The sequence below is a fragment of the Micromonospora sp. NPDC007208 genome, from assembly GCF_042869175.1.
Lineage (GTDB): Bacteria > Actinomycetota > Actinomycetes > Mycobacteriales > Micromonosporaceae > Micromonospora > Micromonospora foliorum.
On the sequence record NZ_JBIAFG010000001.1, the window covers coordinates 127,882 to 146,947 of the forward strand.

The window sequence follows — 19,066 nt, forward strand, 5'->3', positions numbered from 1 at the left end:
CCGCTGTCGTGATCCGGCCGATGGAATGTCCGCTACCCGACCCGGACGCCGCACACCGCGCCGCCGGCCACCGAGGTCCCGAAGGTCGCCCGCACCGGCAAGAGCGGCGTTGCCCGAACCTGAGCCAAGGGACCGGTGGCCTCCACGTGGTGCGCGCCGTCGACCTGCACCCGCCACCTTTCGCCGTCGAGCCGCCGCCGCACCACCAGATCTTGGACACTTTCCGTTACGTCGTAACGGAAAGTGTCCAAGATCTGCGCGGGTTCGAAGGGAAGCGCGGTCAGCTAGCGCGGTCAGTTGGCGCGCCGCGCGCCGACGGTGACACTCCGCTGGTGAGGCCGCTACGCTCAGGCAGTGGCTCGCCGGTTCGGTCCGAGCTGGCGAAGCATTCCGCTGGGTAGCGGGTAGTTGTGGGGAGTACCGAATGGCCGACTTGCCGCACCCGCTCGCCGCGTTCATCGTGGCCGAGATTCGCCGCGCCCGAGGGGCCGCCGGGATGACCCAGGATGCCTTCGGCCGGGGAGCCGGCTTCAGCGCCTCCCATGTCAGCGCCGTGGAGAGCGAGACCCGTGCGCTGACGATGGACTTCATCAAGGGCGCCGACCGGGCGTTCAAGAACGGCGGCCTGTTCGAGCGCATGGTCGCGAAGCTGGGGGCACCATCTTGGTTCCTGCCGTGGCTGGACGCCGAACGTGTCGCGACTCAGCTCCGGTCCTGGCAACCGTCCCTGATTCCCGGCCTGCTCCAGACCGAGTACTACGCCCGAGCGGTCATCCGCTGCGACGACACCCTCAGCGATGAGGAAGTCGACAAGCGGCTTGCGGCTCGGCTCGACCGGCAGTCGATCCTCACTCAGCCGAAGGCACCGCAATTCGTTGCGGTCATCGGGGAGGAGGTGCTGCGGCGAGCGGGCGAGGATTTTCGGGCGGTCATGGTCGGACAGATCACGCACTTATTGACTATGGCCGAGCGCCCGAACATCAGTGTCCACATCGTGCCGTGCGACGTGAGCATGCACGCCGGGCTGACCGGCCCGTTCATCCTGGCCCGGGCTGCCGATGGCAATTGGGTCGGCCAGCTGGAGAACCAGCTTGGCGGGGCGGTCATCGACAATGACGATGACGTGGCTACGCTTCTGTCGAAGTGGGAGACCGTACGGAACGAGGCCCTACCTCGGCGGCAGTCAACTGACCTGATGAAGGAAGTGGTGACGTCATGGACCTGATCGGCGCTACGTGGCGCAAGTCCACTCGCAGCGGCTCCAGCGGTGGCGACTGCGTCGAGGTCGCGGACAACCTGCCCGGCATCGTGGGCGTACGGGACTCGAAGGACCCCGAGGGGCCGGCGCTGGTCTTCGGGCCGGTGGCCTGGCGGGCGTTCGTCACCGAGGTCGCCCGGCGGTCGTAGCCGATCCCCGAGCGCGCCGAAGCGCCCGCCCCCCAGCCGAGGGGACGGGCGCTTCGCTGTGCGGGCTGCGTCAGCCGACCACCGACCGCAGGGGCACCTTCGCGTCGCGCAGCGCGCGTACCAGATCCCTGGCGAACGGGTGTTCGTCCGCCTGGAGTCCCTGCGGGTTCGGGATCACGACGTACGCCGAGCCGTTCTTCGTGGACGCCTGGGCGCCGGTGGTGAAGCGTTCGACGATCGCCCGGGTGCGGGCCAGGTCGCCGGCCGCCACCTGGATGGTGATCGGCCGCCACCCGCCGCCCAGGTCCGGCGTGACCGGCGCGGCGGCGGCGCTGGCGCGCGCCGCGTCGACCCCGGCGGAACGCCGGGCGTCGGGCGCGGCGGTCGTCGGGTAGAGCAGCGCGTTGGCGACCAGGTGCAGACCATTTTCGTTGTACGCGCGGAAGAGCGGATTGAACGCGAACAGCACCGCCCGACCGGCGCCGGTCGGCTCGTCGACGACGGCGGCCGTGCCCTTCAGTGTCTCCGCCCCGACGGTGTAACCGTTGGCCCAGAACGTGTCACCGGTCGGGTAGGTGAGCACGTTCGTCCCGGTGGTGCTCGGGGTGAGGATCGGGTCGCTGTTGTTGAACTCGAAGTCCTCCGCCGGGCGACCCAGCGCCACCGGGCTGTCCTGGTCGACGTCGACCCGCAGGTGCGAGCCGATCACCAGGTAGTCCGCCGGCTTGGTCTTCTCCGTGGTCGAGGTGAGCCCGGCGGCGCGGGCCACCCGGGTTCCCTCGTTGCGCAGCCCGAGGTAGGTGTGGCCCTGACCGATCCAGGCGCGCAGGTTGGCCTGCCCGGTGGCGGTCAGACCGCCGGTGGCGCTGCTGCCGTCCGGTACGAGCAGCACGGTCCGCCCGGTGAACGCCTCGGTGTTGTCGTTGATGTCAGCGGTGGTGACCGGTTTCAGGTCGAGACCCCACCGCTTGCCGAGCACGTAGCGGGCCTCACCGTGCGAGCCGGAGGTGGTGGAGATGCCGGTGCCCTGGAACAGCCCCACGTCGGGCAGGTCGAGGCGGGTGCCGGTGGGCCGGCCACCCGGGGTGAGGGTGACCCCGAGGGATTCGGCCAGCTCGTCCACGGTCCGGCTCACCTTCGTCGACGCGATGGCGACCCTGCTGGTCGTGAGGTCGCGGACCAGGGGGACGCCACGGCCGAGCAGGCTGAAGGTGAACTCCGCGGCGGCGGCCGAGTCGAGCGGGTACGTGTACGAGCCCCAGGGCCACGCCGTACCGGTGCGTCCGCCGGAGACCTTGCGGACCAGTTCGGCCCTCGGCCGGACGGTGTCTCCGGTGTAGATGGTGTTGATGCCCATCAGCAGCGGGTTGCTCCAGGACGATACGTCGTAGAAGTACGGGAAGGGGACGTACGGGTCCTCGCCCATGATGGCCTGGATCCAGTGCTTCTGCGGCTGGTCCATCGGGATCCAGTACGCGCCCTTGGGCACTGTCACGTTGGTGGCGCTGCGCCCGCCGAAGACCCGGGCGGTGGGCACCCGGGTGGCCTTCTGCACCTCGTACACCTCGACGTCCATCCGGCGCAGCCGCTCGACGAGCTGGCGGACGTCGGCGAGCTGCCGGTCGGGCAGCAGGAAGTACGAGCGGATGGTCAGGTCCGGCACCGGGAACTGGACCTCGTTGGTGGGTTGCACCACCTCGTTCGGCTCCAGGGTGCCCGCCCTGCCCTGGGCGAGCGCGTCGGTCCAGATGTCGAAGTAGCCGTCGAGCACCTCGCGCTTGTTGGCTGCGGCCCAGCCGAGCGTCGACCACTGGGTGTGGAACTGCTGCTGGACCCGGTCGGCCACGGCCGACGCGCTGCCCTTCTCGTACGTCATGCCGGCCGCGCCGAAACCGGTGGTCGGCACCGTGTCGCCGTAGCCCATGAAGAACATGTCGTACGTGTCGTAGTTGAAGTAGCACTCGGTGGTGACGGTCTCGTCGCAGGCCCCGTTGAAGCCGAAGCCGGCCTTGTTGGCCTCGCCGATCCGGTTGATCCAGTCCACCGCCTCACCGGCGATCTCGTGGTGGATCGGGTCGGCGTTGGGCGGGAAGAAGTACTGCCGGCCACCCATCTCGTGCGCGTCGATGAAGACCTGCGGCGGGTAGCGGCGCAGCAGTTCGAGCTTGCCGTCGGTCTCCTGCTGGGTGCGGGCGAACCAGTCCCGGTTCAGGTCGAAGCCGAACTCGTTCTGCCGGCGGGTCGCGTCGCGGCCGTCCGGGTTCTGGGTGGGGACGATGATGGTGACCAGGTTGTCGTTGCGCTGGGCGACCGCGCAGGACAGGCCAGCCGCCAACTCGTACAGCGTCTTGAGCGCCGCGTCGGCGCCGCTCTTCTCGCCGCCGTGCACGTTCGCGGTGACCCAGACGATGGCCGGGCTGTCCTTCGCCGTCCGGGCGGCCGTTCGCGCGCTGGTTCGGCGCGGGTCGCGCAGGTCCCGGACGTCGTCGGCGATCTCGCGTAGCGCGGCGGGCCGCACGTGGCGCTCGTTGGACACCACCGCGTACGGCAACGGTTGGCCGAGCACACTGGTGGTCATCACGCCGGTGACGACCCGGTTGGAGGCGCGGTCGACGGCCCCGAGGTAGGTCCGGACCTCGTCGTTGGTGACGACCCGTTCCTGCCCCGCGCCGAGCGGGAAGCCGAGCACGTTCTCCGGGCTCGGTACCGTGCTCAACCGGGCGGTCGGGTCGTCGCTGCACCGGGAGGGCTGGGCGGCGCTCGCGGCCGGTGTGCCGCCGAGCAGGGGAACCAGGCCGAGCAGGAGCGTGATCGTGGCGGCACGTGCCAGCCGCCGGGCGGGGACCATCCGGAACGGACGCATCGATGGGGCCATGAGTCGTGTTTCCCTTCTGGGGAACAACCTCGCAGTGGCCGGAGCCTATGAACCGCCGATACGGCGGTCAAGGGTTGATCGATATTGCCGACTACTCGGCGTGCCGGTCCCGACGCGGACTGGCAGGATGGTGGCGTGGGCCTGTCGTCGTCTGGGAGGAGGAGACGTGCCGGAGATGATCACGCTCTCGGTCCATCCGGATCTTCCATCCGCCGATGCTCGGCGTTCGCTGGCGTCCTGGCTGCGCGCTGAGGATCGGCTGCGGGAGGGGGTGACCACGACGTCCCCTGACGGGCCGGCGGCCGACCGCCCGGACGTCCTGCGGGTGGCGGCCAGCGACGCGGGCACCGCCATGGTGCTGGTGCAGGCGATCGCCGACTGGCTCACCCACCGCCGCGACGACGTGACGGTGAAGCTCACCCGGCCCGACGGATGGTCGGCCGAGGTGGACGTACACCGGGCTCGGGACATGGACCAGGTGACCGCGCTCATCGAGGCCGCGGTGCGCGCGGTGACACCCGCGCAGCGGTAACCGGCCCGCCGCCGGCCGAGAGGTCGGCCGGCGACGGGCCGGATGCGCACGTACGGCTACCAGGTGGTCAGGCCGATGCCGATCGTCTTGGTCAGCGTGGCGTTGTCGTCGTCGCCGTCGAGCGACCAGATCATGGCGCCGGCCAGGCCGGCCCGTCGGATGTAGAGCGTCTTCTGCAACACGACAGCCGGGTCGTCGTACGTCCAGAGCGTCGTACCGTCGAACAACCAGGCGTGCCCGGCGCGCAGGTCGCGGTGCACGGTGTAGCCGTTACCGGCCAGGGTCTTCAGCTTCTTGTAGTCCTCGTACCCGGCCTCGAAGGTGGCCGGCGCGGGCCCGGTGGCCGGCTGGAACAGGCCGTTGCCGCCGCCGGTGATGCCGGTCCAGCCGCGACCGTAGTAGGGGATGCCGAGCACGAGCTTGTCCCGCGGCGCGCCACGGGCGATCCACCCGTCGATGGCCACCTCGACGGAGAAGTCCGGGTTGTCCGGGGCGCCCGCCGGGACGCGAAGCGCCGACTGCTGGTTGGCCCGCGCGTCCCAGCCGCCGTGGAAGTCGTACCCCTGCACGGTGGCGAAGTCCAGGTACTTGAAGATCTTGCGACCCTCGTAGCCGGCGTCCATGGTGGCCGGGCTGGCCGGCAGGAACGCGGTAAGCGGGTGGTGCGCCCGGGTGGTGCGCCCGTACGCGTCGAGCTGCCGGCGGAACTCGGCGAGCAGTTTGGTGAAGTTCTCGCGGTCCTCCGGGCGAATGACGTTGCCGGGCTCACCCTCCCAGTTGGGCCACTCCCAGTCGAGGTCGATGCCGTCGAAGACGCCGGCCGCGGCACCCGGGCCGCCGGCGGCGCCGTCCCCGCCGGGCAGGTTGCCCTTGAGGTAGAGGTCGATGCAGGACGTGACGAACGCCCTGCGGGAGGCGTCGGTGCGGGCCGCGTTCGAGAAGTACGTCGACCAGCTCCAGCCGCCCAGCGAGATCAGCACCTTCAGTTTGGGGTGCTTGGCCTTGAGCTTGGCGAGCTGGCCGAAGTTGCCGTTGAGCGCCTGGCCCGGGGCGTCCGCGACACCGTCGACGCTCTCCTCGGCCGGGACGGGTCGCTGGTAGTCGGCCCAGGCGTCGCCCTCACCCGGACCGCCCTCCAGGTAGCAGCGGCCGTCCTCGCTCACGTTGCCGAAGGCGTAGTTGAGGTGGGTGAGGCGGCTCGCCGCCCCGGAGGTTTCGAGCTTCTTGACCGGGAAGGCCCGGCCGTAGATGCCCCACTGGGTGAAGTAGCCGACCCGGTGGTAGCCGGTGCTGCGCTGGTGGTTGTCGCCGGCGCTGGCGGCGGTGGGTGGAGCGGCGGTGACCAGCAGGGTCGCCAGGGCGACGACTGCGGTGAGACGGCGGTGGCGGAATGGTCGCATCGGCACACTCCCACGAGACATCAAGCAGAATTAGTAAAGAGACTTATCTGATTGATGAAGTTAAGCCGATCACCGTCCGGGGTCAAGGGCCACCCGGCCTGCCGCCCTGACGTGCTGCGGTCACGGCGACAGGGCGAGCGGCAGCGATCAGCCGACCTGGGCGTTGTCCTTCTGCGCGCCCCAACCGTGCCAGCGGTCGATCTCGATCAGGGCACTGACCCGGGCACGGTCCCGGCGCGGGTACGCGTTGCCCGTGTAGTGCTCCGACAACCGGTCGATGTCCGCGAGGCCCTCGTCGGCGCGCAGCTCGGCGACGTGCCCGATGATGCTGACGTGGGTGTACCAGCCGGCCTCGTCGAGCACGGTGAGCGACACCCGGGGGTCGTTGCGGACGTGCTCCAGCCGGCGGCGGCTCTCGTCCATGTTCACCAGGATCCGGCCGTCCTCCCACAGGTACCAGGTGGCGGCGGACACCGGCTGGCCACCGTTGCGGAGGGTGGTCATGACGGCGGGGTTCGGCTTCTGGAGCATGGCGACCGCGGCCTCGGGAAGCGGTGGCTTGGACATGAAGTCTCCTCGTCGCGACAACGTTTACCCCTGCACGTTACGCACCTACCCGCCCGATCGCGCTCTGATCGTGATCGCGGCGCGGCGGGCCGGGCCCACCCGGCTGCCGGGCTGACGCAGCCTGCGGCGAAGATGTGGTCATGAGCAATTCCGCACTGCCCAGGCGGGTCGTCGTCACCGGTGCCACCGGCAAGCTCGGCCGTGCCGTGGTCGCCCACCTGCGCGCCGTGGGCGTCGACGTGTTGGCGGTGGACCGCGCCGGCGGCCGTGACCCGCGCGACGTGAACGGCGAGTTCCTGCTGGCCGACCTGACCGACTACGGGCAGGTGGTGGAGGCCTTCACCGGGGGCGCCGACGAGCACGCCGGCGGTGTCGACGCGGTCGTGCACCTGGCGGCGGTCCCGGCCCCCGGGCTGATGTCGAACGCGACCACCTTCGCGAACAACTCCGCCGCGACGTACAACGTGTTCGCCGCGGCCCGGGCGGCCGGAATCAAGCGGGTCGTGTGGGCGTCGAGCGAGACGGTGCTCGGGCTGCCGTTCGACACCCCGCCGCCGTACGCGCCGGTCGACGAGGAGTACGCGCCACGGCCCGAGTCGACGTACTCGTTGAACAAGGCCCTGGAGGAGGAGATGGCCCGGCACTTCTGCCGGTGGGACCCGGAGCTGGTCATGGTGGGCCTGCGCTTCTCCAACGTCATGGACGTCGAGGACTACGCGCCGTTCCCCTCGTTCGACGCCGACCCGCAGCTGCGCCGATGGAACCTGTGGGGCTACATCGACGCCCGCGACGGGGCACAGGCCGTCGAGCGCGCGCTCGCGCACGACCAGCCCGGTGCCGACGTCTTCATCATCGCCAACGCCGACACCGTCATGACCCGGTCCAGCGCCAGCCTGATGGCCGAGGTCTACCCGGACGTCGAGATCCGCAAGGAGCTGGGTGAGCACGAGACGCTGCTCGGCATCGACAAGGCCCGCCGGGTGCTGGGCTACGAGCCGCAGCACTCCTGGCGGGACCACGTCGACCTGCTGTAGGTCAGCGCGCCGCCTGGTAGGCGCGGCCGACAGCGGTGGCGGCGCTGCCGGTACGGAACAGGCCGGTCTGGTCCTTGTCCGTGGCGGGCAGGCCGAACCACGCGTACCGCTGTAGCCAGGACAGCCCGCCCAGCATCCTGGTCGCCGCGGTGAGGAACGCGGCCTGCTGCGCCTGGGTGGGGAAGCGGACACCGTTGGAGAAGTCGATCAGGGCGAACTCGGTGAGCCAGATCGGCAGCTGGTACCGGTCGTGCACGGCCTGCAGGTACGACTTGAGCTGGTTGACCGCGTTGGCGGTGGTGAAGTCGCCGCCGTACCAGTGCAGGGCGATGAAGTCGACGCGGTAGCCGCGCTGCTTCGCCCCGGCCATGAACCGGTCGAGCCATTCGCCCGGCCGGTCGCCGCCCCAGGCCACTGCGGGGCTGCCCAGCGGAAGGCCGGTGGCCTGCAACTGCGGCCACAGCTCCAACGCCTGCTCGACGGTCATCTCCGCCTGACCCTTCAGGTCCGGCTCGTTGAACCCGAGCAGGTAGCGGCCGTTCTTCTTGGCCTGTTGCAGGTTGGTGGCGGTGACGCTCTTCGCCCCCCAGATCATCGGGACGAACTCGGCGCCCGTCGGGCTGGTGACGCCCGAGTGGGCCACGTCCCAGGTGTAGTACCAACTCGCCCCGGAGTTGGCCAGCGCCTGGCTGACGCCGTCGAAGGTCCACACCCCGACGCCCTTGCGCTTCGAGGTCGCTACCGGGACCGCCGGGGCGACCGGCCGCCCGGTTGTCGGCTTCGCCGTCGGCGTCGGCGTCGGGGTCGCCCCCGCCGGGCTCGTCGTGGCGACGGGGGTGGCCGTGCTGGCTGCGGCGGACGTGGGGCTGGTGGCCAGCGCTTCGTCGATCGCCTGCGGGGCCGCCGCGGGGGCGGGCGCCGGCCCGGTGGGCTGCATCACGACGACCACACCGGTCACCAGGACGGCGACCACGGCGGCCACGACGAGCGGCCACAGCACGCGCCTCGCGCCGCCCGGGAGGCGGCCGAGCAACCCACGTCGGGATTCGGCGTGGACGCCCCGACTTCCCCTCGCGGCGTCCGTTCCACCCTGACCGGCTGTGCGCATCGTCTCGACTCCTCCGTGTGGTCGCATCGCTACCCGATGCGGTGCTGGCGGGAGTCCCCGCCACCACCTTCCCCTCAGGAGACTCGCCGGCCGTACCCGAATAACAGTTTCATCGGCCGGGCAGCGCCGAATCTGCGTGGCCCAGGCGGTCTGACCGGCCGGCCGCACACGCAGGAGCGGGGCGGCGGTCGATGACCGCCGCCCCGCCGGTCGGTCAGACCGTGATGCGTCCGGCGCCGGCACCTGCGGTGACGGTCGCCTTCACACCGCTGGCGGCGTCGAGTTGGTAGGAATAGGGGATGGTGGCGACGTCCCCGGCGCTCTCCGGTGCCCCGGAGTTGACGAAGATGTTGTCGCGCTGGACGAGGTCGCCCGGGCCCGATTCGGCGTAGCCGACCGCGGTCGGTCGGGTCACGTTCTCGAAGTAGTTGCCCTCGACGAGCACGCCCGCGCCCATCGTGGACGCCACGCCGTAGTCCGCGCCGAAGTAGTAGTTGTTGAACACGTGCACCGGGTCACCGAACCGGACCCGGGGGTGCCGCTCCTTGCTGCCGTCGAACCAGTTGTGGTGGTAGGTCACCCGCAGGTGACCGATGTCGGCGGTGAAGCCGTCGTCGTGGCCGAGCAGCATGCTCTTGGTGTGGTTGGTGACCCGGTTCCACGAGACGGTGACGAAGTCGGACTCCCGCTTGATGTCCAACGCGCCGTCGTAGCCGCCGTCGAAGGTGTTGTGGTCGATCCACACGTTGCGCGAGTTCTGCACGTTGACCGCGTCGTCGTCCCAGCCCCGGAAGGTGAGGTTGCGGATGATGACGTTGGTTGCGCTGCTGACGTTCAGGCCGTTGTCCAGCGTGGCGTTGCCGACGCCGAGCACTGTCTTGTTGGAGCGGACGTCGTTCATCTTGTCCGGCATGGTGAGCGAACCCTGCACCCGGATGATCAGCGGTGCCGCCGACTCCAGGGCGTCGGCGAGGGCCGGTCCGTCGGAGACGGTGACCGTCTGGCCACCCGCGCCGCCGGTGGTGCCACCGTTCTGGGTGGCCCAGCCGACCAGGCCGGTCTGCGGTGGGGTGGTCGGCGGCGGGGTGGTCGGGGGAGGGGTCGTCGGGGGCGGGCTGGTCGGCCCGCCCGGCAGGCCGACCTTGCCGACCCCGGCCTGCGCGGTCACCACGGCCTTGATGTCGCAGGCGGTGGTGATGGTGTACGCGTACGGCGGGTTGGTCACGCTGCCGCCGGTCTCACCCGTGCCCGAGTTGATGAGGCAGTTGTTGCGGGCGACGAGCCGACCGGGGCCGGAGTCGGCCTCGGCCAGGTGGTACGGGTCGTCGACGTTCTCGAAGTAGTTGCCCTCCACGATCACGCCGGAGTTCTCCGTCGCGGCGACCCCGTAGTCACCGGTGTTGAGGTAGTAGTTGCTGTAGACGTGCACCTGGTCGCCGAAGCGGACGCGGGGGTTGCGCTGACGGGTCTCGTCGAAGAAGTTGTGGTGGTAGGAGACCTTCAGCCGCCCGGTGTCCTGCGCGGCGTTGCCGTCGTCGTGCCCGAGCAGCATGTTCTTGTTGGTGCCGTCGGCGTGGTTGTAGGACACCGTCACGTACGACGAGCCGCGCTTGATGTCGAGGCCGCCGTCCGAGCCGGTGGTCCAGGTGTTGTGGTCGATCCAGATGTGGTGGGAGAACATCTGCACGTTCATCGCGTCGTCGGCCCAGTTGCGGAAGTTGAGATTCCGCACGATGACGTTGTGCACGGCGTTCGCGGGCGGGCTGGTGACCGCGTTGTCGATCGGCAGACCGATGTTGAGGCCGCCGCCGGTGAAGCCCGAGTTGGCGCCGAGCCCGACGATCGTCTTGTCCGAGGTGACCTCGTGCATCGGGCCGGGCAGGGCGATCAGTCCGCTGACCTGGATGATCTTCGGGCCGGCCGAGGCGGCCTCGGCGATGAACTGCGCCGCGGTGGTCACCGTGACGGTCGGGCCGCCGGCCCCGCCGGTGGTGCCGTTCTGACCCCAGGCGTCGACCGAGGCCCAGCCGTCGGCCACGTTCGGGCCCGGGTTGCCGGGCGGGTCCGTCGGGTCGGTCGGGTCCGGCCCGGGGGTGGCGCTGGTGACCTGCACGTTGTCGAAGTTCGCGCTGGCGTTGAAGGTGGCGACGCCGATCCGGCCGCTGGCGAACTGGCTGTCGGTGGCCTCGGTCAGCAGCGTGCCGTTGACGTAGCCCTTCAGCGAGTTGCCGGCGACGTCGATCCGCAGCGTGTACGCGGTACCGACCGTCACCGTGGTCGCGGCGCTGTCCAGCGTGGTGCTGGAACCGCCGCTGAGCCGCTTGAGCTCGACGGTGTTGTTGCTGCGCAACGCCAGGTAGTAGTAGCTGGTGCTGCTCTGCGCCCGGGCCAGCAGCGCGACGAAGCGGTTGGAGCCGTTGAACGCGGTCGGCTTGACGGTGGCCTGGACCGAGTAGTCGGTCCAACTCGCCGTGCCGGCCAACGACCGGGCGTCGCTGCTGGTGCCGGACTGCCGGTAGACCCGGGAGCCGTCGGTGGCAACCGTCCAGCTGCCCCCGGACGCCGTCCATCCGGTGGCGTTGCCGTCTTCGAAGTCGTCGGTGAAGAGGGTGTCGGCGTAGGCACCGGTGGCGCCCATGCCGAGAGCGAGGGCGATCGCGGCGAGCGCGGCCCCGATCGTGAGCAGGAGACCTCGGCGATGCCTTCGCCAGGTGTCGGTGGTGTGCACGGAACCTCCTTGGTGGTGGTCTGCCCGGGAACGTGGGCGTGAAATCGATGTGCATCTATTCGTGAGAGCGGCGTCGTCCCTTGGTGACCGGGTCGGTGCTGGTCGACTGGCCTCGCCGCCGCTGCTAGAAGCCGAGCTTTCCGGTGCCGGAGCCGGCCGAGACGACCGACTTGATCGTGTTCGGATCGGTGACCGTGTACGGGTAGTAGGTGCTGGGCTCCTGCACCGAGCCACCCGCGTCACCCGGCTCGCTGGTGCCGGCGAGCACGTTGTTCCGGGCGATCAGCCGACCCTTGGAGCCGGCGTAGCTGATCGACCACGGCACCTCGACGTCCTCGAAGTAGTTGCCCTCGACGACGCAACCGGAGTTGAGCTGGCAGGCGACCCCGACGTCGGTGTTGTAGACGAAGTAGTTGTTGAACACGTGCACCGGATCGCCGAAACGGACCCGTGGATTGCGCTGCGGTGTCCGGTCGAACCAGTTGTGGTGGTAGGTCACCTTCAGATAGTTGGTGTCCTGGGCGGCGTTGCTGTCGTCGTGTCCGAGCAGCATGTTCTTCGTGTGGTGGTGGGTGTGGTTCCAGGAGACGGTGACGTAGCTGGCGCCGCGCTTGATGTCGATCAGCCCGTCATAGCCGTACGCCAGGTCGTTGTGGTCGATCCAGATGTGGTGCGAGAACATCTGCACGTTGATCGCGTCGTCCACCGTGTTGCGGAAGTTCAGGTTGCGGACGATGACGTTGTGCACCGCGTTGGCGGGCGGGCTGGTCGCGGTGCTCACCGGCAGGCCGATGTTCAGGCCCCCGCCGGTGATGCCCGAGCTGGCACCCACGCCGACGATCGTCTTGTCCGAGGTCACGTCGTGCATCGGGCCGGGTAGCGCGATCACGCCGCTGACCCGGATGTTCAACGCGCCGGTGGTGCCGATCGCGGTGAGGAACTCGGCGGCGGTGTCGACGGTGACGGTCGGACCGCCGGCGCCGCCGGTGGTGCCGTTCTGGCCGAGCGCGTTCACCGACGCGAAGCCGATCGGCGGTGCGCCCGGGTCCAGAGGCGGCTCGGTGGGTGGCAGTGTCGGCTCACCCGGCGGCTCCCCGGGCGCTCCGGTCTCGGTGTCCACCCGGACGTCGTCGAAGGAGGCGCTGGCGTAGGACGTGGCGAGCCCGGCGCGGCCGGCGGCGAAGGCGCTGTCGGTCGCCTCGACCACCAGCGCACCGTTGACGTACCCCCGCAGTGTCGTGCCCACGGCCTCCAGACGCAGCGTGGCCCAACTGCCGGTGGTCACGCCACCGGCGGCCGAGTCGAGCGCCACCGGGTCTCCGCCGGCCCGCCGCAGCAGTTGCACGCCGCCGCTGGCGGTGACCGCCAGCGCGTAGTAGCTGCTGCTGTTCTGTGCCCGGGCGATGACCCCGACGTGCCGGTTCGTGCCGCCGAACCCGGTGGGTCTGACCCGCGCCTGGACGCCGTAGTCCGCCCAGCCCTGGGCGGAGGCCAACGCCCGTGCGTCGCTGCTGGTGCCGGACTGCCGAAAGACCAGTGAACCGTCGGTCACCACCGACCAGCTGCCTCCCGACCGTGACCAGCCGGTCGAGTTGCCGTCGGAGAAGTCGTCGCTGAGCAGCGTGTCGGCGAAGGCGGGCGGGGTGGCGATGAGCACCGCTGTGGCGGCGAGCGCTCCGGCGGCGAGCGCCGCCGCGACCAGCCGGGGCGTCGGCCGGCCGCGAGGTTTCGTTGAAGACATCGTGGGCCTCCCTGGTGGTGGTGGTCTCAGATTTTCGTCGCCGTAACGGAAACGAAATGAGCCATACACGAACGGTAGGGAGATGCACTGGCGAGAGTCAATGAATTGAATGTGCAGGTATGTTGCAGGCTATTTGGGCAACACTTATTGCTCGGCCGCTGGCGGTCGAGTCAGCAGGCATTCAGCCCGATTTCCACCGAACGGCCGTGCCCATTCTGTGCAGCCGTAAGGTGCTGTTTGCGGGGCTGCTGGTGTTCAGTTGTCGATGCCCGAAGCGCTCTTTTCAGAATCCGTCGAGTGGTCGGGTGGAGCGGTTCAGTAGTGGACCCGGGCGGGTGGCGGCGCGGCGCGGGGCCATCCGGCGGGCGGATGGCCGGCGGGGGGTGAGAACGTCTCGGCCAACGGGCCTGACTGACACCGGCACCCACCTCCCGGACCTGCAAAGGTTTGCAGCGAAGTAAGCACAAGACCGAGAGCAACGTCAATGCCCTGCCGTGAACCTGCGGCATTTATCCGCGTTGGTGGGGGAGGGGGCCACCACGCCAAGCTGCGGCGGTGTCGAGATCAGCAACGTAGACCATGATCAATGCAACAACCGTTTGCAGGAAACGATGATCCGTTGATTGACATGAATTAATCGCCACGCCTAGCATGGGTGCCGGAAAGCGCTTTCCACCCTCGCACCCCACCGCCACGGATCGCCGGCCGATCCGGCGCTGGCCCGTGCCCGGCGACGCCGACGTCCAGGCGCGTCGCCGACCGGTTCGGGCTCGCCGCCGCGGCCCAGCGGACCACGCCCGGTCCGTGTTCCGTCCCGCGAAAGGCAGCAGCCACATGCTCTCCACGCCCGCTCGCCGCGTCCCGCCGCGCTGGTGGTCACCCGCCGTCGCCGGCCTCGTCGCCGTCCTGCTCACCCCGCCCGGGCTGGCCCAGGCCACCCCCACCGCCGCGTCGTCGACCCCGGCCGCCGAAGCCGTCGCCGGCCCCGCCGACGGCTTCGCCACTGTCGCCGCGCTCGGTCAGGCCGGCACCACCGGCGGAGCCGGCGGACCCACCGTCACCGCCACCACCGCCGCCCAGTTCCTCGACTACATCGCCCGGCCGGGGCCCTACGTCATCCAGGTCGCCGGCACCATCAACCTGCCCGCGGGCAGCAACGACGGAATGCACAACGTCGCCTCGGACAAGACCATCATCGGGCTCGGCGCCACCGCCACGCTCTCCGGCGGCGGGCTGAACATCGGCGTGCCGGTCGACGACGACGTCACCGCGCCGCCGACGAACGCCGTACACAACATCATCATCCGCAACCTGCACCTGACCGGCGCGAGCGACGACCTGATCAACGTGCAGATGTTCTCCCACCACATCTGGATCGACCACAACGAGTTCTCGAACGGCGATGACGGCGCGGTCGACATCAAACGAGGGTCCGATTTCGTGACCGTCTCCTGGAACCACTTCCACGATCACGACAAGACGTTGTTGCTGGGCCATGACGAGGACGCCGGACCGCAGGACATCGGCCGGCTTCGGGTCACCTACCACCACAATTTCTTCGACCGTTCCGACCAGCGCAACCCCCGGGTACGGTTCTCCGCCTTGGCGCACGTCTACAACAACTACTACTACGACAACAGCTACGGGGTCGCGTCCACCTACGACGCCGCAGTGCTCATGGAGAACAACTACTTCTACTCCGTGAACAACCCCGGCCGGGTGGACTTCAGCGGCGATCTCGGCCGGATCGTGGCCCGGGGAAACATCCTCGTCGCCTGCAACCATCCGATCGAGACCCGCGGCACCGTTCCCGATCCGCGCGGTTACTACCCCTACCAGCTCACCCCCGCCGCCGACGTCCCGACCACGGTTCCGGCCGGCGCCGGGGTGGGCAAGCTGTCGTCGACGCTCGCCGCTGCCGCGCCGAGCGCGGCGCCGGCCGGCCAACCGGACGGGTTCGCCAGCGTCGTCGCCCTCGGTCAGAACGGTACGACCGGCGGCGCCGGAGGCCCGGTGGTCACCGCGACCAACGCGGCGGACTTCCTCGACTACATCGACACCATCGGGCCGATGGTCATCCAGGTCAGCGGCGTGATCCGGATCAGCAGCAAGCAGGGGGTGCGGCCGCACAAGACGATCATCGGTGTCGGAAACGCCGAGATCACCGGGGGTGGGCTGGACTTCTACCGCTCGTACAACGTGATCGTCCGCAACATCAACTTCACCGAGGCCGAGGACGACGCGATCAACGTCGGCCAGAACTCCCACCACGTCTGGATCGACCACAACCGCTTCGCCGGCGCGATCGACGGCTCGGTCGACATCGTGCGGGGCGCCGACTACGTGACGGTTTCCTGGAACCACTTCGACCACGCCGACAAGAGCATGCTCATCGGGCACTCCGACGGCGCGGCGTCCACCGACATCGGGCACCTGAAGGTGAGCATCCACCACAACTTCTTCGACCACAGCCGCCAACGCCACCCCCGGGTCCGGTTCGGCGAGCCGGTGCACGTCTACAACAACTACTTCCTCGGCAACGCCCTCTACGGTGTCGCGTCGACGGAGAACGCCGGCGTCCTGGTCGAGGGCAACTACTTCCGGGACGTCCCGTACCCGCTGCACTCCGCGAGCGGGTACGCCGACAGCGGCCCTGGCCGTGCCGTGCAGCGCGGCAACGTCTTCGTCAACTCCGGCCAGCCCGAGACCGCCGGCACTGTCGTCGAGCCGCGTACCTACTACCCGTACCAGTTGGACCCGGCGGCAAACGTTCCGGCGCTGGTCACCGCGGGCGCCGGGGTCGGTCGGCTGACCTGACGCCCGCCGCGTCGTACCGTCGCCGGCGCCCAGCACGCGGCCGGGACGGTACGACGCGGAACGGCCCGGTCAGCGCCGCAGCGTCGCGGACGGCGACTCCCCGAATCGCGTCCGGTACTCGGTCGCGAACCGGCCGAGGTGCAGGAAGCCGTGTCGCAGGGCAACAGTCGTCACGGACGTCCCCGGCCCGGCCGAGCGGAGCGTGCGGCGCGCCGCGTCGAGCCGGCAGGCCCGCAGGTACGCGGTCGGGGTGGTCTGCAACTCACGACGGAAACAGTCCTGCAGCGTTCGTACGCTCACCCGTAGGGCCTCGGCGACGTCACCGACGGTCAGTGCCTCGCCGTGGTGCTCGGAGATCAGGGCGCAGGCCCGCCGGACGAGACGGCCGGGGTGGGCGTGGTGGCCCGGCTCGGCCAGCAGGTGCGAGTGGCTGTGCCGGTGGGCCAGCAACAGTTTGCCGATCAGCCCCTGCTCGAAACGGGCGGCGACCTGCGGGTGGTCGAACAGGGACGCGTCCGCCGGCTGCGACAGCTCGTCGGCGAGGAACGCCACCCCGCGCGCCCACGCCTGTGCGGTCGGCGTGGTCATGAGCATGCCGATGTCCAGGCGGACCGGGTCGTCCACTGGGTGGCCCAGCAGGCGGGCGAGTTCCCGGTCGACGGCGCGCCGGTCGGCGTAGAAGATCCGGTGGGGCGATCCCTCGGACCACCGCATGTCCGAGGGGTCGTACGGGGACAGGACCGAGGCGACGTCGGGGGTCGAGGTCACGGTCTGACCGGCGTGCCGGACCGTCGTACTGCCGGCGCTGGGGATCTGGACGAGGTAGAAGGTCTCCAGCGCGGGCGGTTGGATGCGGACCGCCTGCCCGTAGTCGAGGTCGATGACACCCACCCCGCCCGCCCGGCGAGCCGCCATCCGCAGTTGCACGCTGTGCACGCCCGGCTGTGGGGTGAGCCGGTGTGGACAGAAGATCCGGCCCACCTCGGCGCGAGCCCGGTCGACGTCGTCCGTGCGGACCGTCACCGCGTCCAATCCGACACCTCCCGGGCGTCCCGTCGCGCTGACCGTAAGGCGTGCGCGGGCTGGACCAGACCCGAAAGCCGTCGACCCGACAGGAAAAGGGCCGGCTGCGTACCGCGGATAGCGCCCGCGTCGTGCGGATAGCGACCGTCCCGGTCGGCTGGCTAGCGTGCGACCAACGCGGGCGGTCAGCGCCGGCACGGTTCGCACGTCCTTCGGAGGGAATCATGAGGATCGCCGTCGTCGGCGCCGGGTTCGCCGGTGTGAGCGCAGCGAAGGTGCTGCGGCAGAGCGGGTTCGACGTCACCGTGTTCGAGCGTGCGCCCGACGTCGGCGGGGTGTGGAGCCGTACCCGGCGCTACCCCGGCCTGCACACCCAGAACGACAAGGGCACCTACCACCTCTCCGACCTGCCGATGCCCGCCGACTACCCGCAGTGGCCGTCGGGTGAGCAGGTCCAGCGGTACCTGGAGAGCTACGTGGAGAAGTTCGGGCTGGCCAGCGCACTGCGCCTGTCCACGGAGGTCGCCTCCGCCGAACTCGTCAACGACGAGACCGGGTGGCTGGTCACGTCGCGGCCGGCGGGCGGCCAGGACCCGCTGACGGTGGAACGGTACGACCACCTGATCGTCGCCAACGGCATCTTCTCCGACCCGCTCGTCCCGTCCTTCGACGGGCACGCGAGCTTCGCCGCCGCCGGAGGGCGCGTACTGGCGACGGGGGAGTTCCACGACATCGAGGCGGCCCGAGGTAAGAACGTCCTCGTGGTCGGGTACGGCAAGTCGTCCTGCGACGTGGCGGTCCCGGTGAGCGAGGTCGCCGCCCAGACCCACGTGGTGGCTCGCCAGTTGCTCTGGAAGATGCCCCGCAAGCTCGGCGGCGCGCTCAACTACAAGTACCTGCTGCTCACCCGGATGGGTGAGGCGCTGTTCCGCTACCTGCACCTGAAGGGCTTCGAGCGGTTCCTGCACGGCCCGGGAAACGGCCTGCGCCAGCGCATGGTGGACAGCGTCGGCTCGGTCGCGACCCGGCAGTTCAACCTGCGCGAGCTGGGTCTCGTGCCCAACGGCAGTTTCGAGGACATCGCCCGCAGCACGGTCAGCCTCGCCACCGAGGGTTTCTTCGAGCGGGTCGCCGACGGCCGCATCACCGTGCACCGGGACCAGGTGATCACCGAGTTGCTTGTCGACGACGGTGGCCGGCCCGCCGCCCGCCTGGCCGACGGCACGGTGCTCGCCGCCGACCTGGTGATCTGTGGCACCGGCTTCCGCCAGCACGTGCCGTTCTTCGACGACGCGTTGCACGCCCGGCTCCAGGACGATGCCGGCAACTTCATGCTCTACCGGCAGATCCTGCCGATCGGCGTGCCACGGCTGACGTTCGCCGGTTACAACTCGTCGTTCTTCAGCCCGCTCAGCGCGGAGATGGCGGCGGTCTGGACGGCCGCGTACCTGCGGGGCGGGATCACCCTGCCGACCGAGGGCCGGATGCGCGACGAGGTGCGCGCCCGGCTGGCCTGGATGACGAAGCGCACCAACGGACGGCACGCTCGCGGCACGAACATCATCCCGTTCTCGATGCACAACGTCGACGAGGTGCTCGACGAGCTGGGGCTCAGCGTCGGTCCGCTGACCCGGGCCCGGCAGTGGCTGTTCCCCGTCGACCCCGGCTCGTACCGCAGGGTGACGGCGCAGATGATCCGGCGTACCGCCGACCGGGTATCCGCCATCAGCGACGAGGGCCCGATAAAGATGGATAAAGTGCGCAGATAGGGGATCAGGCGGGACCGGTCGGCGAGGGAGGCTCGGGGACGATGGCAGCGGAACAGGGTCACCAC

At 69.8% G+C, this 19,066-nt stretch carries 13 protein-coding genes; 6 read left to right on the top strand and 7 right to left on the bottom strand.

Translation table 11 applies throughout. The features are described 5' to 3' along the window. Nucleotides 1–424 precede the first annotated feature (424 nt). Together ACFYL6_RS00485 and ACFYL6_RS00490 are read left to right on the top strand one after the other, a co-directional pair. Nucleotides 425–1,225, top strand: a complete 801-nt coding sequence (locus tag ACFYL6_RS00485) for a helix-turn-helix transcriptional regulator (protein ID WP_387165646.1) — start codon at nucleotides 425–427, stop codon at nucleotides 1,223–1,225. Next, the gene (locus tag ACFYL6_RS00490) at nucleotides 1,216–1,407 is read left to right on the top strand and encodes a DUF397 domain-containing protein (protein WP_387165648.1); all 192 of its coding nucleotides are present in this window, start codon (nucleotides 1,216–1,218) and stop codon (nucleotides 1,405–1,407) included. Before ACFYL6_RS00485 ends, ACFYL6_RS00490 begins: the two co-directional genes overlap by 10 nt. Nucleotides 1,408–1,477: 70 nt before the next feature. Here ACFYL6_RS00490 and ACFYL6_RS00495 read toward each other — a convergent pair whose 3' ends face one another. Then, nucleotides 1,478–4,270 (bottom strand): M14 family zinc carboxypeptidase, encoded by a 2,793-nt coding sequence (locus ACFYL6_RS00495; protein ID WP_387165650.1) that lies wholly within the window; start codon nucleotides 4,268–4,270, stop codon nucleotides 1,478–1,480. Between the two features lie 187 nt (nucleotides 4,271–4,457). Here ACFYL6_RS00495 and ACFYL6_RS00500 point away from each other — a divergent pair, with 187 nt between their 5' ends. After that, a complete protein-coding gene (locus ACFYL6_RS00500) occupies nucleotides 4,458–4,814 on the top strand; it encodes a hypothetical protein (RefSeq protein WP_387166810.1) in 357 nt (118 codons plus the stop codon). A gap of 56 nt (nucleotides 4,815–4,870) precedes the next feature. Here ACFYL6_RS00500 and ACFYL6_RS00505 read toward each other — a convergent pair whose 3' ends face one another. After that, nucleotides 4,871–6,214 carry a glycoside hydrolase family 18 protein gene (locus tag ACFYL6_RS00505; RefSeq protein WP_387165652.1) on the bottom strand — a complete coding sequence of 448 codons (1,344 nt, stop codon included), beginning with the start codon at nucleotides 6,212–6,214 and terminating at the stop codon, nucleotides 4,871–4,873. 147 nt (nucleotides 6,215–6,361) lie between these two features. Further along, nucleotides 6,362–6,781, bottom strand: a complete 420-nt coding sequence (locus ACFYL6_RS00510) for a PPOX class F420-dependent oxidoreductase (RefSeq protein ID WP_387165654.1) — start codon at nucleotides 6,779–6,781, stop codon at nucleotides 6,362–6,364. Between the two features lie 140 nt (nucleotides 6,782–6,921). Between ACFYL6_RS00510 and ACFYL6_RS00515 the strand changes: the two genes are divergently transcribed. Beyond that, on the top strand, nucleotides 6,922–7,815 hold the full coding sequence (locus tag ACFYL6_RS00515) for an NAD-dependent epimerase/dehydratase family protein (RefSeq protein WP_387165656.1): 894 nt from the start codon (nucleotides 6,922–6,924) through the stop codon (nucleotides 7,813–7,815). Between the two features lies 1 nt (nucleotide 7,816). On the opposite strand, the gene ACFYL6_RS00520 is transcribed toward ACFYL6_RS00515, so the two are convergent. From ACFYL6_RS00520 to ACFYL6_RS00530, 3 genes are all read right to left on the bottom strand, one after another. Beyond that, nucleotides 7,817–8,815: a glycoside hydrolase family protein gene (locus ACFYL6_RS00520; RefSeq protein ID WP_387165658.1), complete on the bottom strand. Its 999-nt coding sequence runs from the start codon at nucleotides 8,813–8,815 to the stop codon at nucleotides 7,817–7,819. 322 nt (nucleotides 8,816–9,137) lie between these two features. After that, nucleotides 9,138–11,651 carry a right-handed parallel beta-helix repeat-containing protein gene (locus ACFYL6_RS00525; protein WP_387165660.1) on the bottom strand — a complete coding sequence of 838 codons (2,514 nt, stop codon included), beginning with the start codon at nucleotides 11,649–11,651 and terminating at the stop codon, nucleotides 9,138–9,140. A gap of 124 nt (nucleotides 11,652–11,775) precedes the next feature. Beyond that, entirely contained in the window at nucleotides 11,776–13,392 is a 1,617-nt protein-coding gene (locus ACFYL6_RS00530) for a family 16 glycoside hydrolase (protein WP_387165662.1), read from the bottom strand. 834 nt (nucleotides 13,393–14,226) lie between these two features. Here ACFYL6_RS00530 and ACFYL6_RS00535 point away from each other — a divergent pair. After that, a complete protein-coding gene (locus ACFYL6_RS00535; protein WP_387165664.1) occupies nucleotides 14,227–16,209 on the top strand; it encodes a polysaccharide lyase family 1 protein in 1,983 nt (660 codons plus the stop codon). A gap of 69 nt (nucleotides 16,210–16,278) precedes the next feature. Here ACFYL6_RS00535 and ACFYL6_RS00540 read toward each other — a convergent pair whose 3' ends face one another. Beyond that, the gene (locus ACFYL6_RS00540; protein WP_387165666.1) at nucleotides 16,279–17,232 is read right to left on the bottom strand and encodes an AraC family transcriptional regulator; all 954 of its coding nucleotides are present in this window, start codon (nucleotides 17,230–17,232) and stop codon (nucleotides 16,279–16,281) included. A 224-nt stretch (nucleotides 17,233–17,456) separates the two neighbouring features. Here ACFYL6_RS00540 and ACFYL6_RS00545 point away from each other — a divergent pair, with 224 nt between their 5' ends. Continuing rightward, the gene (locus tag ACFYL6_RS00545; RefSeq protein ID WP_387165668.1) at nucleotides 17,457–19,001 is read left to right on the top strand and encodes a flavin-containing monooxygenase; all 1,545 of its coding nucleotides are present in this window, start codon (nucleotides 17,457–17,459) and stop codon (nucleotides 18,999–19,001) included. Nucleotides 19,002–19,066 lie beyond the last annotated feature (65 nt).